At 65.5% G+C, this 13,928-nt stretch carries 15 protein-coding genes; 11 read left to right on the forward strand and 4 right to left on the reverse strand.

The annotated features are described in order from the left end of the window. Positions 1-53: 53 nt before the first annotated feature. Positions 54-686 (reverse strand): DUF937 domain-containing protein, encoded by a 633-nt coding sequence (locus ACSYDV_RS03780; protein ID WP_438322402.1) that lies wholly within the window; start codon positions 684-686, stop codon positions 54-56. A 177-nt stretch (positions 687-863) separates the two neighbouring features. Between ACSYDV_RS03780 and ACSYDV_RS03785 the strand changes: the two genes are divergently transcribed. The 3 genes from ACSYDV_RS03785 (at position 864) to ACSYDV_RS03795 (ending at position 3,996) form a co-directional block, all read left to right on the forward strand. Continuing rightward, positions 864-1,280, forward strand: a complete 417-nt coding sequence (locus tag ACSYDV_RS03785; protein WP_438322403.1) for a DUF3597 domain-containing protein — start codon at positions 864-866, stop codon at positions 1,278-1,280. Positions 1,281-1,407: 127 nt separating this feature from the next. After that, positions 1,408-3,252: a DUF885 domain-containing protein gene (locus ACSYDV_RS03790; protein WP_438322404.1), complete on the forward strand. Its 1,845-nt coding sequence runs from the start codon at positions 1,408-1,410 to the stop codon at positions 3,250-3,252. A 243-nt stretch (positions 3,253-3,495) separates the two neighbouring features. Then, on the forward strand, positions 3,496-3,996 hold the full coding sequence (locus ACSYDV_RS03795; protein ID WP_438322405.1) for a hypothetical protein: 501 nt from the start codon (positions 3,496-3,498) through the stop codon (positions 3,994-3,996). On the opposite strand, the gene ACSYDV_RS03800 is transcribed toward ACSYDV_RS03795, so the two are convergent. Continuing rightward, positions 3,981-4,445 (reverse strand): hypothetical protein, encoded by a 465-nt coding sequence (locus ACSYDV_RS03800; RefSeq protein WP_438322406.1) that lies wholly within the window; start codon positions 4,443-4,445, stop codon positions 3,981-3,983. The genes ACSYDV_RS03795 and ACSYDV_RS03800 overlap by 16 nt on opposite strands. A 49-nt stretch (positions 4,446-4,494) precedes the next feature. Beyond that, the gene (locus ACSYDV_RS03805) at positions 4,495-6,096 is read right to left on the reverse strand and encodes a phosphoenolpyruvate carboxykinase (RefSeq protein WP_438322407.1); all 1,602 of its coding nucleotides are present in this window, start codon (positions 6,094-6,096) and stop codon (positions 4,495-4,497) included. A gap of 253 nt (positions 6,097-6,349) precedes the next feature. Between ACSYDV_RS03805 and ACSYDV_RS03810 the strand changes: the two genes are divergently transcribed. The 8 genes from ACSYDV_RS03810 (at position 6,350) to ACSYDV_RS03845 (ending at position 12,521) form a co-directional block, all read left to right on the forward strand. Further along, a complete protein-coding gene (locus ACSYDV_RS03810; protein WP_438322408.1) occupies positions 6,350-7,060 on the forward strand; it encodes a response regulator in 711 nt (236 codons plus the stop codon). Then, positions 7,053-8,666, forward strand: coding sequence for a sensor histidine kinase (locus ACSYDV_RS03815; protein ID WP_438322835.1), 1,614 nt, complete (start codon positions 7,053-7,055; stop codon positions 8,664-8,666). The genes ACSYDV_RS03810 and ACSYDV_RS03815 overlap by 8 nt, the downstream gene beginning before the upstream one ends. Before the next feature lie 54 nt (positions 8,667-8,720). Next, positions 8,721-9,167: an HPr kinase/phosphorylase gene (locus ACSYDV_RS03820; protein ID WP_438322409.1), complete on the forward strand. Its 447-nt coding sequence runs from the start codon at positions 8,721-8,723 to the stop codon at positions 9,165-9,167. Beyond that, on the forward strand, positions 9,164-10,105 hold the full coding sequence (gene rapZ, locus ACSYDV_RS03825; RefSeq protein WP_438322410.1) for an RNase adapter RapZ: 942 nt from the start codon (positions 9,164-9,166) through the stop codon (positions 10,103-10,105). The genes ACSYDV_RS03820 and rapZ overlap by 4 nt, the downstream gene beginning before the upstream one ends. 38 nt (positions 10,106-10,143) lie before the next feature. After that, positions 10,144-10,548, forward strand: coding sequence for a PTS sugar transporter subunit IIA (locus ACSYDV_RS03830; RefSeq protein ID WP_438322836.1), 405 nt, complete (start codon positions 10,144-10,146; stop codon positions 10,546-10,548). Continuing rightward, positions 10,545-10,823, forward strand: a complete 279-nt coding sequence (locus ACSYDV_RS03835; RefSeq protein ID WP_438322411.1) for an HPr family phosphocarrier protein — start codon at positions 10,545-10,547, stop codon at positions 10,821-10,823. The genes ACSYDV_RS03830 and ACSYDV_RS03835 overlap by 4 nt, the downstream gene beginning before the upstream one ends. A 5-nt stretch (positions 10,824-10,828) precedes the next feature. Next, positions 10,829-11,650, forward strand: a complete 822-nt coding sequence (locus ACSYDV_RS03840) for a TrmH family RNA methyltransferase (protein WP_438322412.1) — start codon at positions 10,829-10,831, stop codon at positions 11,648-11,650. A 160-nt stretch (positions 11,651-11,810) separates the two neighbouring features. Continuing rightward, positions 11,811-12,521, forward strand: coding sequence for an META domain-containing protein (locus ACSYDV_RS03845; RefSeq protein ID WP_438322413.1), 711 nt, complete (start codon positions 11,811-11,813; stop codon positions 12,519-12,521). 34 nt (positions 12,522-12,555) lie between these two features. On the opposite strand, the gene ACSYDV_RS03850 is transcribed toward ACSYDV_RS03845, so the two are convergent. Further along, positions 12,556-13,911 carry a DNA recombination protein RmuC gene (locus ACSYDV_RS03850; RefSeq protein WP_438322414.1) on the reverse strand — a complete coding sequence of 452 codons (1,356 nt, stop codon included), beginning with the start codon at positions 13,909-13,911 and terminating at the stop codon, positions 12,556-12,558. Positions 13,912-13,928: the final 17 nt, after the last annotated feature.

Below are 13,928 nucleotides of genomic sequence, written 5' to 3' on the forward strand. Positions count from 1 at the left end.
CAAACTTGTGCCACGTCGATAACGGCCCCCGCCTTCGCGGGGGCGACGCTATTTTATCCACGCAGCTTGTTCGCCATACCCATGATGTCGTCGAGCGGATTGCCGTCGCCATCGAGGTCGAGCATATTGGCGAGGCCGCCCAATCCGCCCGCCGAAGGCGCCGCACCGCCCCCCATCGCGCCGCCCAGCACATTGCCGAGCATGCCGCCAAGGCCGCCGCCACCGCTCGATCCGCCGCCGAGCGCGCCTCCGATCAGGTCGCCAAGACCGCCGCCGCCCGACTGGCCGCCGCCCTGCTTCGCCATATAGCCCGCAACCATCATCGCGAGGATCGGCAGCATCTGTTTCAAAAGACCGCTGTCGATCCCCGTTTGCGTCGCCGCCTGCCCCGCGACGGTGCGGCTGACATCCTTCGACCCGAAAATCTGTCCGAGCACATCATTGCCCTGATCGACCGGGGTCGGCTGCGACCCCAGCACCGAATCGAGCAGGCCGCCGCCGCCAAGCTGGCCGAGCAGCCCGCCGAGCCCCTCGATCCCCCCGCCCTCTGCCTGTTTCTTGAAACCGCCGAGAATCGCGGGGAGCAGCGCGTCCGCACCCGCTTTCGCGATCGAGGGCGACACGCCAAGTTCTTTCGCCATCGATTCGATGCCGCCCGCCTGGGCCAGAATATCGGTGAGATTCATTTTGCCATTCTCCCTCTCCGGCGCGGATCGAACGGCGCCGATGCGGCGTTACTATACCAGCGCGCGGGCGGAGGACGAGATGTTCATTTCGCTGTCATTCGGCTGTGCGTAACCTTAGCATGCGGCCATGCGACTCCCATCCCGGGGACCGCAGCGCAATTTAGTGGGAGCAAGTTCATGGGCATTTTCAGCAGTATCAAGGATGCTATCTTCGGCAAGAAGGCCGTGGCCGCAGAGCCCGCCGCTCCGTCACCGTCGGCCAGTGCCGTCGGATCCGCACTCGACGCCGCAACCAGCGCCATGGCTGCCGCACCCGCCGCCCCGACCGCGATCAGCGAAGTCGATGTCGTTGCGATCCTGTCGGCGCAGGCCGCAAACGCCGGTCAGCCGCTCAACTGGGACAGTTCGATCGTCGACCTGATGAAGCTTGTCGGCATCGATCCCAGCCTCGACAACCGCAAACAGCTCGCCGAAGAGCTTGGCTATACCGGCGAGCGTAACGGCAGCGCCGAAATGAACATCTGGCTGCACAAGGCCGTGATGCGCGAACTCGCCGCGAACGGCGGCACCGTGCCCGCCGCCCTCACCGACTGAGGGACGGTCCATAAATTCGGCAGGGGTCGGGAGGGCAATGGCTTTCCCGGCCCCTTTTCGTTGACCACCACGCGCATGCGCTCCAGACAGGTTTCAGAAGAAACAAAGTCGCCAAGGGAGCGCTCACGTGCACGACAGTCTTTCCACCCCCATAAGCCGCCGTCAGACCCTCGCCGCCCTCGGCGCGGGCACCGCCAGCCTCTCGCTCGCCGCGCCGGCATGGGCCGCCGACGCCCCCGCAGCGTCGGGCGCGGAGACCTTGCTCGCATCGGTCGCCGAAAATCTGCTGGCGCATGGGCCGGAGGGCGCAACGTCGCTCGGTATCGACACCGGCGTTCGCGCCGCGATGCGCGCGAAGCTCGGCGATCGTTCGGCGGCCGGCGTTCAGGCCCTCGCCGACACGCTGAAATCCGACCTCGCGCGTGTCCGCGCGTTCGACAAAGCGGGTCTCGACCACAGCAACCGCACCAGCCTCGCGGTGGTCGAAAGCGCCTATGGCGTTGCACTCGACGGCTTTGCCCTGCCCTATGGCGATGTCGCGGTCGGCGGCTGGCGCAACACGCCCTATGTGGTGATCCAGAATGTCGGCGCCTATCTCGATGTGCCCAAATTCCTCGACAGCGACCACCCGGTAAAGAACGCCGCGGATGCCGAGGCCTATCTGTCGCGGCTCAACGCCTATCCGGGCGCGCTCGACGGAGAGACCGACCGGCTCAAGGCCGCAGGCAGACAGGGCCTGATCGCGCCTGCCTTCCTGATCGACAAGGCAGTCAGGCAGATGGAGGCAAGCCTCGCCGACGCGCGGAATGGCGGCGGCCTGGTCGACAGCCTCGCCAGGCGCACCCACGAAGGCAAGATCGCGGGCAATTGGGGTCCGCGCGCCGATGCGATCACGCGCGGCGCGGTCGTCCCCGCACTCGAACGCCAGCTCGCCGAACTGAAGGCGCAGCGCGGCAAGGCGACGATGGATGCCGGCATGTGGGCGCGGCCGGGCGGCGACCAATGGTATGCCTGGGCGCTGCGCGCCTCGACGACCACGCGCATGACCCCCGAAGAGGTTCACCAGATGGGCCTCAGCGAACTGGCCGAACTCCATGGCCGTATGGACCCGATCTTCAAAAAGCTCGGCTATACGAAGGGTTCGGTCGGCGACCGGATGAACGCGCTCGCCAAGGATCCGGCCTATAAATTTCCCGACAATGATACGGGGCGCGCCGAAATCGTCGCTTATATCCAGACTTGGCTCGGCAAGATCCGGGCGCAGCTGCCGCGCGCCTTCCGCACGCTGATGAAGGGCAATGTCGAGGTCAAGCGCCTGCCGCTCGCCGAGGAGCCGGGGGCGCCCGCGGCCTATGGCGGCGCAGGGTCGATCGACGGTTCGACTCCGGGCCGGATGTGGATCAATCTGCGCACCACCGATCTCCACAGCAAATACAGCCTGCCCGACCTGACGATGCACGAGGCGATTCCCGGCCATGCGTGGCAGGGTGAATATGCGAACCAGATGCCGCTGATCCGCTCGATGCTGGCGTTCAATGCCTATTCGGAAGGCTGGGGCCTCTATGCCGAACAACTCGCTGACGAACTTGGCCTCTATGATGATTTCGAGGTCGGTCGGCTCGGCTATCTCCAGTCGATCGCCTTTCGCGCGTGCCGTCTCGTCGTCGATACCGGCATCCACGCCAAGCGCTGGACCCGCGAAGAGGGCGTCCGCTTCTTTGTCGAACAAAATGGCTCGAACCCGCTGGAGGTCGCGAGCGAAGTCGACCGCTATTGCAGCTGGGCCGGACAGGCGTGCGGCTACAAGGTTGGCCACAGCGAGATCAACCGTCAGCGCGGGCTGGCGCAGGCAGCGCTGGGCGCGAAATACGACCTGCGCGACTTCAACAATGTCGTCGTCGAGGGCGGCAACGTCCCGCTCGACGTGCTGGCGAAGAATGTCGATGCCTATGTGGCGAGCGCGAAGACCTGAGGCGAAGCGCGTCAACCGTCCGGTGCTGGCGGCGCAGTTCGATTGGCTCGCTGCCCGCTATCCCGCCGGACCGATGACCCATGATCCGACCATGCCCTTTGTTCGTTGCGCCACCGAAGCGCAGCGGCGATCGAGGCAGCCTTCCTCGCGGCAAGGGGCTGCAAACCCGGCGCGGTTAGGTATTGATCGGCAGCGCCGAAAGGCTCAGGATTATCCTTCGATATCAAGGGGGGATGACGATCGATGCTTTCGCTATTGCACGCCGCTGCGCTGATGATGACCACAACCCCTGCCATTACGGCACCGGCGGGCTGCCCTGACACAGCGGCCGAGGCCGACGCTGTCCTGAAGCAGGCAGCAGACACTTCGGGCATTGCCGAGATGCAGCGCATGATCGGACGCTATGAGCCGGTGGCCATCGAACGGCTGGGGGTAGTTTCAAAAAAAGCATATCGGCAGCAAAGCGGGCTTTCGACCAAACATCTCTCCGACGTCAATTTTTACCTCGACGGCGCACTCCCCGATTATCACGCAGCCTTCCTTTCCGCGCATCCGGCGCGCAAGAAGTTCAAGGTCGACTGTACGGATGAGCGCTGTTCGTGGCGTCCGGCCGACGGCAACGACTTGAACGAAGACCGGATCGACAAGCTTGTTCCGAAAAGCGGTCTCTACATGGCCCGCATTTCTCCATCGAAGGATAAGGCGGGGCAAGTGATTCTCTCCTGCATCTATCGCGGCCCCTGAATCTTCGGCAGCGGAGCCAGATCGGGTTCAACGAACCCCCGCCGCGCGGGCACGGAGAACAGCAGATCGCGGCTATAGAAGCGCAGCGGCCAGTCGCGCCGCCCCATCGGCGATAGCAGCAGCGCATTGGCGCGTGCCGCCAGCCCGGTCTCTGCGGTCTGCGCCAGAAACAGCCGGACCCCCGCGACATAGGCGCGGGTGATGCTGTCGTGATAGCCATTCTGGTCGTCGTTCACGCCGCCGACGCTCTCGTTGAAGCGGCGGATGATCGGGCCGATCTCGAGATCGATATCGATGTCGGGGCGCTCCGCGAGCAGCCACAGGCATGCCCCCAGATGCGCCTCGTGCGTCCACGCCTCGCGTGGCAGGGCGCAGGCGAGCAGCCCCTCGCCAATCGCGCGGATTTCGGTATCGCGCTCGAACAGGCGCGCGGTAAATTCGGTGGTCATTTTTCCGGTCCTTCCGGGTGAAGTGTCACCCGGAAGATATCCGGGTCAATTATGCCGCGACTGCAGCCTGCGGAGCGGCCTGACGGACGCCTTCGTCGACATGGTCCGCAAATTGCGCGAAATTGTCGATGAATTGCTGGACCAGCCCCTGCGCGGTGCGGTCATAGTCGGCCTTGTCGGTCCAGGCTTCGCGCGGATCGAGGATCGCGCTGTCGACGCCCGCCACCGCGACCGGAAATTCGAAACCGAAGTTCGGGTCTTTGCGGAATTCGGCGTCGTTCAGGCTGCCGTCGAGCGCCGCGTTGAGCAGCGCACGCGTCGCCTTGATCGGCATGCGGCTGATCCCCGGCATCGTCGCCTTGCCGCCGGTCCAGCCGGTGTTGACGAGCCAGCACTGGACGCCGCCCTTGGCGATGCGCTCTTTCAGCAGATTGCCGTAAACCGAGGGATGGCGCGGCATGAAGGGCGCGCCGAAGCAGGTCGAGAAGGTCGCCTCGGGCTCGGTCACGCCGATTTCGGTGCCCGCAACGCGCGCCGTATAGCCCGACAGGAAATGATACATCGCCTGTTCGGGGGTCAGCTTGGCGATCGGGGGCAGCACGCCATAGGCATCGGCGGTCAGCATGATCACCGTCTTGGGCACCGGGCCCATATTCTCGGTCGAGGCATTGGGGATGAAGTCGATCGGGTACGAACCGCGGCTGTTCTCGGCGAGGCTCGCATCGTCGAAATCCAGCTCGCGGGTCGCGGGATCGATCACGACATTTTCGAGCACGGTACCGAAACGCTTGGTCGTCGCGAAAATTTCGGGCTCGGCCTCGGGCGACAGGCGGATCATCTTGGCGTAGCAGCCGCCTTCAAAGTTGAAGACCGCGGTGTCCGACCAGCCATGTTCGTCATCGCCGATCAGCGTGCGGCTGGCATCGGCCGACAGCGTCGTCTTGCCGGTGCCGCTGAGGCCAAAGAAGACCGCGGTGTCGCCATTGGCGCCGATGTTCGCCGAACAATGCATCGGCATCACGCCGTCGACGGGGAGCAGATAGTTGAGGATGCCGAACACCGACTTCTTCATCTCGCCGGCATAGGCGGTGCCGCCGATCAGCACGAGCTTCTCGGTAAAATTCACCGCGACGACGGTTTCGGTGCGCGATCCATGTTTCGCCGGGTCGGCGCGGAAGCTCGGCAGGTCGATGATCGTATATTCGGTCGCAAAGGCTGCCAGTTCGGCGTCGGTCGGACGGACGAGCAGGGTGCGAATGAACTGGCTGTGCCATGCAAATTCGGTGACGACCTGCACGCTGACGCGATGCTCGGGCTGCGAGCCGCCGAACAGCTGCTGGCGATAGACGCGCGGACGTTCGGCGAGATGCGCGAAGAAATCGGCCTTGAGCGCGGCAAAATGTTCCGGGGTCATCGGGACGTTGGTCTTGCCCCACCAGATGGTGTCGGCGGTTTCCGCATCCTGGACGATGAACTTGTCCTTGGCCGAGCGGCCGGTGTGCTTGCCGGTCGCGACAACGAGCGGGCCATCCTTGGCGAGCAGGCCTTCACCGTGGCGAATCGCATCCTCCACCAGCTGCGCCGTGCCCCAGTTTTCAGCGATCTCCGCCCGCGTTTCGACGGTCGCATTGCCGATCACCAACTGTGTCATTGTCTTGCCTTTCCCTTGTCCGGTCCGGATCTGCGCCCGCTCCCTTGCATAGGTATGCATCACCTGCCGAACAGAAGGGCAGGCCCGCATCTGCATGGGTGCCGACGTGACGCCGATTCCGTAGATGCGGCCGCGTTAGCGAGGATGAACGGAGAGGTCAAAAGATTATAGCCGCATTGCGCGCCGATCCGTGGCAGTTGTCGGCCGGGATCGGATCGGCTAGCTTTGTCGGCGACCTCGCAACGGAAAGAGCATGACGGCAACCATCGCGCTGGTCGACGACGACCGCAACATCCTGCAATCGCTGTCGATCGCGCTCCAGGCAGAGGGGTTCGTGACGCGCGTCTATTCGGACGGCGAGGCGGCGCTGAAGCCTCTGCTCGACAATCCGCCCGACCTTGCCGTCTTCGACGTCAAAATGCCGCGGATGGACGGGCTCGAGCTGTTGCGGCGGCTCCGCGAAAAAAGCCAGCTTCCGGTCATATTCCTGACCAGCAAGGACGACGAAATCGACGAGGCACTGGGCCTCGCGATGGGGGCCGACGATTATATCGCGAAGCCCTTTTCGCAGCGGCTGGTGATTGCCCGCATCCGCGCGATCCTGCGCCGCGTCGAACTCAACAGGAATTTGCCCAGCGAGGATGACGAGCCCGTCGCCGAACCGATCACCCGCGGCCGGTTGCAGATGGACCCGGCACGCCACAAGGTCAGCTGGGACGGCAAGGACGTCACCCTGACCGTCACGGAATTTCTGATCCTCGAAACCCTCGCATCGCGTCCCGGTATCGTGCGCAGCCGCAACCAGTTGATGGACGCCGCCTATCAGGACGATGTCTATATCGACGACCGCACGATCGACAGCCACATCAAGCGCCTGCGCCGCAAATTCCGCGAGGTCGATCCCGAATTCGACGCGATCGCCACCCTTTATGGTGCGGGATACCGCTTTGCCGACGATGTCTGACGCCAAAAGACCCGAAGGCAGCATCGCCGAGCAGGAGGAAGCTCCGCTCGTCTGGTCGTCGCGCTGGTCGCTGACGACGCGCATCCTCGCGGTCAATATTCTGGCCGTCGCCTTGCTCGCGGGCGGCTTTTATTATCTCGACACCTATCGCAGCCGGCTGGTCGATACGCGCATCGAGGTGATGAAGGATCAACTCGCGATGCTCGACGCCGCGCTTGAGGCAGCGCGGCCCGACCAGCGGCAGCGGCTGGTCGACGAGTTCGCCGCGACGACCGAATCGCGGCTGCGATTCTATGACCCCGCGGGCAAGCGCGTGTTCGACAGTTTCGCGGTCGGCCCGCAAACCTACACATTGCGGGACCCCGATCTGCAGGCGTGGCAGCGCGATGCTGCGCGCGCGATGGACCGCGGCATCGACTGGATTGTCGGCGCGCCCAGCTATCCCGACTTCCACGAACCCGCCGTCGACGTCGCCGCTGCCTGGCCCGAAGTCCTCGAGGCGCAGCGCAGCGGCGACGTCGCGAGCCGTTTTCGCTATGCCCCCGAGCGCACACCATTGCTCAGCGCGGCGCGCGTCGTCGACCTCGAAACGCCGCAGACGGTACTGATGACGCTGAACGCGCGCGACATCACCCGCACGGTGCGCGCCGAACGCTTTCGCCTGGCGATCGTCATGCTGCTCACGCTGCTGACCTCGACCCTGCTTTCGCTCTTTCTGGCCCGCACCATCGTCCGCCCGCTGCGCCGTCTCGCCCGCGCTGCGGTGCGTGTGCGTTTGGGGCGCGCGCGCGAGGTCGTCGTTCCCCGCCTGCCCAGCCGCCGCGACGAAATCGGCACGCTCGCGCGGGCGCTTTCGGACATGACGCAGGCGCTGCGCGAACGCATCGACGCAGGCGAACATTTCGCCGCCGATGTGACGCACGAACTCAAAAATCCGATCGCCTCGGTCCGATCGGCGATCGAGGGACTGGGCCGCGTCCAGACCGACGAACAGCGCGTGCAATTGCTGGCGATCGCCGATGAGGATGTCCGCCGCCTCGACCGGCTGGTCAGCGACATCAGCGAGGCGAGCCGCGTCGATGCGCAATTGTCGCGCACTTTGTTCGAACCTGTCGACGTCGGGATGATGATCGAATCGATGCTCGCCGGCCGAGCCGCCCGCGCCGAGCAGGGGGCGGGCCAGCCGCGCATCGCCTTCGCCCGCCCGCGCAAGGACACGACGACGGTGATGGGCGACGGCCACCGGCTCGAACGCGCGATTGACAATGTCATCGACAATGCGATCAGCTTTTCCCCCGAAAATGGCCTCGTCTGCATCGCCGCGACGCGGCTGGGCGATGAAGTCCATATCCGCATCGACGACGACGGCCCCGGGATCGACCCCGATCAACGCGACGCCATTTTCCGCCGGTTCCACAGCGAACGTCCCGCCGGCGAAGCGTTCGGACGTCACAGCGGCCTGGGGCTCGCGATCGCGCGGACGATCATCGAGGGGCATGCAGGAACCATCGCCGCGCGCGACCGCGAGGACGGCAAGCGCGGCGCCAGCCTGCTGATCACCCTGCCCGCGCGTCCCGACCGCGAAAATCATACCGAAACGGGATAGGCCGGGCCCGGTATCCGCCTTGCAGCCCCGCAGCGTCGCCGGTAAGCCTGCGCGATGCTTCCCGACCGGACCCAGCCCCAGATTGCCAATGTCCACGCGAGTTGCGTCGCGGCAGGCAGTCGCGGCATTTTGCTGCTCGGTCTGTCGGGTCAGGGCAAGTCGGACCTTGCGCTGCGTCTGATCGATCGCGGCGCGCGGCTTGTTGCCGACGATCGCTGCGACATCTGGTTCGATCGGGGCCAATTGTGGTGCCGCCCGCCCGCGGCGCTCGCCGGCAAACTGGAAGTGCGCGGCATCGGCATCGTCGAACAGCCTTGGACCGCTCCGGTTCCACTCGCCCTCGCGGTGCGGCTGGCCGACCGCTACGAACGCATGCCGCCTGCAGGACAGGTCGAAATCGTCGCGGGGCACGCCCTCCCGGCCATTTTCCTGTCCGCCTTTGAGGCATCGGCGCCGATCAAGATATTGCTGGCGCTCGACAACCCGCCGGCCAACCCATGACCGAACATATCGAACCCCGCTTATTGCTTGTCACCGGCCTGTCGGGCGCGGGCAAGTCGACCGTACTCAAGGTACTCGAGGATCTGGGGTGGGAGGTTGTCGACAATCTTCCGCTCGCGTTGCTCGACGCATTGATCGATGCGCCCGCCAAAAACAGCGAGGCGGAGCGCCCGCTCGCCGTTGGGATCGACAGCCGCAGCCGCGGCTTCAAACCCGCCGCGCTCGCACGTCAGATCAAGGATTTGCGCGACAAGGGCGGGCATGATGTCCAGACCCTGTTCCTCGACTGCGCGGGGGCAGAGCTCGAACGCCGCTTTTCCGAAACCCGCCGCCGCCATCCGCTCGCCGAGGATCGCCCCGCCGCCGACGGCATCGCGCGCGAGCGCGAGATGATGGAGCCGCTGCGCCGCCGGGCCGAGCATGTCATCGACAGCACCAACTACAGCAGCAACGACCTGCAACAGGAGGTGCGCCAGCGTTTCGGCGACAGCGGCGACGGCGAACCCGCGCTCAACATATTGAGCTTTGGTTTCGCGCGCGGACTGCCCCGCAACGCCGATCTGGTGTTCGACATGCGCTATCTGCGCAACCCGCATTGGGACGCGAAATTGCGCCCCGGCACCGGGCTCGACGCCGACGTTGCCGAATATATCGTCGCCGACCCGGCCTATGAGGCAACGGTAGCGCAGATTGAGGCGCTGATCCTTGCCCTGCTGCCGCGCTACCGCGCCGAAGGCAAAAGCTATGTCACCATCGCTTTTGGCTGCACCGGCGGGCGGCACCGCTCGGTCCATGTCGCCGATCGTGTTGCAAAGACGCTACGCTCGGCCGGCCATCGCCCCACGCTGACCCACCGCAACCTTGACTCTGCCCCGCAAGATGGGCTTGAGGGCAGGCCCCCGCCCGCATCTCCCGCGTCCGGCGACGAACAAGCATAAGGGTCCCGCTTTTCATGCCCACCGATAAAGCATTGCCACTGCTGGGAATGGTCCTGGTCACCCACGGACGACTCGCCGAGGAGATGGTGACCGCGATGGAGCATGTCGTCGGTCCGCAGCGCGCGATCGCCACCGTCTGCATCGGTCCGAACGACAATATGGAAATGCGCCGCCGCGAAATCGCCGAGGCGCTGCGCAAGGTCGATGAAGGCCGCGGTGTGATCATGCTGACCGACCTGTTCGGCGGAACCCCGTCGAACCTCGCGATCAGCCTGCTCGAAAGCGGCCGGACCGAAGTGATCGCCGGCGTCAACCTGCCGATGCTGATCCGCCTCGAAAGCGCGCGCAAGACGATGGAGCTTCGCCCCGCAGTGATCGCCGCGAAGGAAGCCGGACAGAAATATATTTCCGTCGCATCGGAAATGCTGGGGGTGGGTTCATGAGCGAAATTTCGGAAACGGTCGAAATCACCAACCAGCGCGGGCTTCACGCGCGCGCCAGCGCCAAATTCGTCACCTTCGTCAGCCGCCTGCCCGAAACGGTGAGCGTCGAGGTCGAACGCAATGGCTCGCGCGTCAACGGGACCTCGATCATGGGGTTGATGATGCTCGGCGCGGCCAAGGGCGACACGATCACCATTTTTACCAAGGGTGACGGCGCCGACGCCGCGCTGCTGAAGCTGGTCGGGCTGGTCAAGGACAGCTTCGGCGAGGATTGACGGCCATGACCGAGCCGGGCCGCCGTTCCACCATCGAAAGCCTGTCCAATCCGCTGATCAAGCGGATGCGGCTTCTCCGCGAGAAGCGCCATCGCCGCGCCGAGGGCCTGTTTCTTGCCGAGGGGTTGCGCATCGCCACCGAAGCGCGCGAGGCCGGTATCTTGCCGCAATGGCTGTTCCTCGGTCCCGACGGTGACGCGCATCCGCTCGCTGCCGCGCTCGCCGCCGACACGCTGAAGGCGGGCGGCGAGGTGATCGACACGACCGGGGCGATCCTCTCGAAATTGTCGGGGAAGGACAATCCGCAGACCGTCGTCGGCATCTATGCCGAACCCGAAACGAGCCTCGCCGATCTCGACCGCAGCGCATCGCCGATCTGGCTCGTCGCCGAACGGCTGCGCGATCCGGGCAACCTCGGCACGATGCTGCGCACCGGCGATGCGGTCGGCGCGGGCGGGCTGATTCTGCTCGACGAAAGCACCGACCCCTATGCGGTCGAGGCGGTGCGCGCGAGCATGGGCGCGATCTTTACCCAGAAACTTGTCCAGTCGCGTTGGGACGAATTTTTGCCATGGCTACGCGGCGGCCCCGGCCAGCTCGTCGCAACCTGGCTCGGCGACGATACCGAGGATTATCAGGCCGTGCGCTACGCGGCGCCGACTTTCATCCTCACCGGAAACGAATCGCAAGGCATGCCCGCAGACTATGCCGCCGCCGCCGACGTGCGCGTCAAAATGCCGATGATGGGCAAGGCCGACAGCCTCAACGCCGCCGTCGCCACGGCAGTGATGGCCTATGAAGTGCTGAACCAGCGGCGTCGAAGCTGAACAGACGCCTGCAATAACGTTCAGCATGCCGCCATTCGCATGCTATTATCCGGCCGCCTTTCCCGCCCCATTGCGCGAGGGCGCGTGGGTTCCCGGCTTTGCACGATGGCCGCAGGTTCTCGCCGTCTCGCAGCCCGGGCGAAAGTCCAAGGAGTATCCGATGTCGAAAACCCTTCCCCTGCTTGCTCTCGCTGCCACGCTCGCGGGCTGCACCGCCGCCGGAGCGCCGCCGCAAGGCCCCGGTGAACCGCCTGCGGCCGCCTATATGGCGCTCGGCACCGAACCTGGCTGGACGCTCGAGATCACCCCGGGGCGACTGAACTACGCCGGCGACTATGGCGAGACGAAGATCATCGTGCCGAACCCCGGTGCGAAACCCTCCTTCAACGGCGAACGCTATGTCACGCCGCGCCTGACGGTCGACGTCACCCGCACGGCCTGCAGCGACGGGATGAGCGACCGGCGCTACGCCGATACGGTGACGGTCACCGCCGACGGCAAGACGGTGAAAGGCTGCGGCGGTGCGATCCTGCCGCCCGATACGCTGGCGGGGTCGAACTGGACCTTCGTCTCGATCGGCGGGGTCGCGGTGACGGCCGACCGTCCAACCTCGCTGCAATTCGACGGCGAGCGGCTCAGCGGCAGCGCAGGGTGCAACCGCTTCGGCGGCGACTATAGCGTCAAGGACGGCGTATTGACCGCGGGCCAACTCGCGGCGACCGAGATGGCTTGTCCCGGCCCCGGCATGGAACAGGAGCGCGCCTTCTTCGACCTGATGTCCGCGCCCGCGGACGTCGGCTTCCCCTCCGACGGCACGATGGTGCTGACCGGCAAAAACGGCAAGACCGCCGTGCTCAAACGGGTGATCTGACAATTTCGGCTCCTGCGACCGCGGGGGCCGAAACCTATTCCCCGGCGTCGTTGACCGCCGCCGGCGCCGCCGCCAGCTTGGCGAGCGGACGCGCCGATTGCTCGGCCACCGGCAGTGCGGGAATCTCCTTGTCGCCGGTTTCGATATCGAGGCTTTCGAACCGCCGCGCCTGCGTCAGCACCTGCGATTCGAAACTGCCGACAAAGGCGTTGTAGGCGCCCGTCGCCTGATCGAGATTCTTGCCGACCCGCGCGATATGCGCCCCCATCGTCGCCATGCGCGCATAAAGCTCCTTGCCCAGCGCCGCGATCTCGCGCGCCTGATTGGCCAGCTTTTCCTGCCGCCACACCGCCGCGACGGTGCGCGCGATCGCGATCAGATTGGTCGGGGTCGCGAGCAGCACCTTGCGCTCGAACGCATAATCCCAAAGCGCAGGATCCTGATCGAGCGCGGCGGCGAGGAAATGCTCGCCCGGCACGAACATCACGACAAAATCGGGGGTGTCGTCGAACTGGTTCCAATAGGCCTTGGCGCCCAGCGTGTTGACATGCGCCTTCATCGCGGCGGCGTGGGCAATCAGATGCGTGGCCTTCTCGCGCTCGTCGACCGCGCCGAACGCATCCTGATAGGCGTTGAGCGAAACCTTGGCGTCGATCACCAGGCTCTGCCCGCCCGGCACCTTGACGACGACATCGGGACGCAGCCGTCCGCCGTCGCCGTCGGTCACGCTGACCTCGGTCTGGAAATCGGCATGCTCGCTAAGCCCGCAGCTTTCGAGCACGTTGCGCAATTGCTGTTCGCCCCAGCGCCCGCGCGCTTTCGGCGCGTTGCGCAGCGCGTTGACGAGCTTCGCCGCCTCGCTCGACACGCGCTCGGTGCCCTCGCGCATCGCCGCGATCTGACCGTGGAGCAGGCCGAATGCGTCACGCCGCTCGGCCTCGACCTTCGCCACGGCCGCCTCATATTTCTCGAGCCGGTCGTGGACCGGATGCAGCAGCGCCTTCAAATTCTGTCCTGCGGTCGCCTCGCTCTCCTTGAAGCGCGCCTCGGCGCGTTCGAGGAACGCTTTTTGCGCGCCGTCGAGCATCACCTGCCCCACCTCACGAAACTGCGCGGTCAGCGCCGCCTGCGCGTCCTTCAGCTGCGCGATCTGCGCATCATGCGCCACGTCGCGCGCGCGCTGTTCGCTGAGCAGCGAGGCAAGCTCGATATCGGCGCGCTTGCGCGCCTCGGCCTCGGCCGCAAGGTCCGTAACCGCGCCCCGGAACCGCTCGGCAAGCCCGTCGCGCTCGGCCTTGAGCCCGCCCGCCTGCCGTCCGGCAAACAGCCAGCCGATCAGGGCACCGATAGCGAGGGCGACAAGGGCGACGAAAAGCGATGACATATCCATGCGCAGAACATAGGACG

This window comes from Sphingopyxis selenitireducens, assembly GCF_051550705.1.
Taxonomy (GTDB): Bacteria; Pseudomonadota; Alphaproteobacteria; order Sphingomonadales; family Sphingomonadaceae; genus Sphingopyxis.

Bases quoted from the DNA above. Each gene is read 5' to 3' on its own strand.
- ACSYDV_RS03815 (WP_438322835.1), top strand. From the start codon at position 7,053: ATGTCTGACGCCAAAAGACCCGAAGGCAGCATCGCCGAGCAGGAGGAA.
- ACSYDV_RS03845 (WP_438322413.1), top strand. From the start codon at position 11,811: ATGTCGAAAACCCTTCCCCTGCTTGCTCTCGCTGCCACGCTCGCGGGC.
- rapZ (WP_438322410.1), top strand. From the start codon at position 9,164: ATGACCGAACATATCGAACCCCGCTTATTGCTTGTCACCGGCCTGTCG.
- ACSYDV_RS03780 (WP_438322402.1), bottom strand. From the start codon at position 686: ATGAATCTCACCGATATTCTGGCCCAGGCGGGCGGCATCGAATCGATG.
- ACSYDV_RS03810 (WP_438322408.1), top strand. From the start codon at position 6,350: ATGACGGCAACCATCGCGCTGGTCGACGACGACCGCAACATCCTGCAA.
- ACSYDV_RS03795 (WP_438322405.1), top strand. From the start codon at position 3,496: ATGCTTTCGCTATTGCACGCCGCTGCGCTGATGATGACCACAACCCCT.
- ACSYDV_RS03840 (WP_438322412.1), top strand. From the start codon at position 10,829: ATGACCGAGCCGGGCCGCCGTTCCACCATCGAAAGCCTGTCCAATCCG.
- ACSYDV_RS03785 (WP_438322403.1), top strand. From the start codon at position 864: ATGGGCATTTTCAGCAGTATCAAGGATGCTATCTTCGGCAAGAAGGCC.
- ACSYDV_RS03835 (WP_438322411.1), top strand. From the start codon at position 10,545: ATGAGCGAAATTTCGGAAACGGTCGAAATCACCAACCAGCGCGGGCTT.
- ACSYDV_RS03820 (WP_438322409.1), top strand. From the start codon at position 8,721: ATGCTTCCCGACCGGACCCAGCCCCAGATTGCCAATGTCCACGCGAGT.
- ACSYDV_RS03850 (WP_438322414.1), bottom strand. From the start codon at position 13,911: ATGGATATGTCATCGCTTTTCGTCGCCCTTGTCGCCCTCGCTATCGGT.
- ACSYDV_RS03800 (WP_438322406.1), bottom strand. From the start codon at position 4,445: ATGACCACCGAATTTACCGCGCGCCTGTTCGAGCGCGATACCGAAATC.
- ACSYDV_RS03805 (WP_438322407.1), bottom strand. From the start codon at position 6,096: ATGACACAGTTGGTGATCGGCAATGCGACCGTCGAAACGCGGGCGGAG.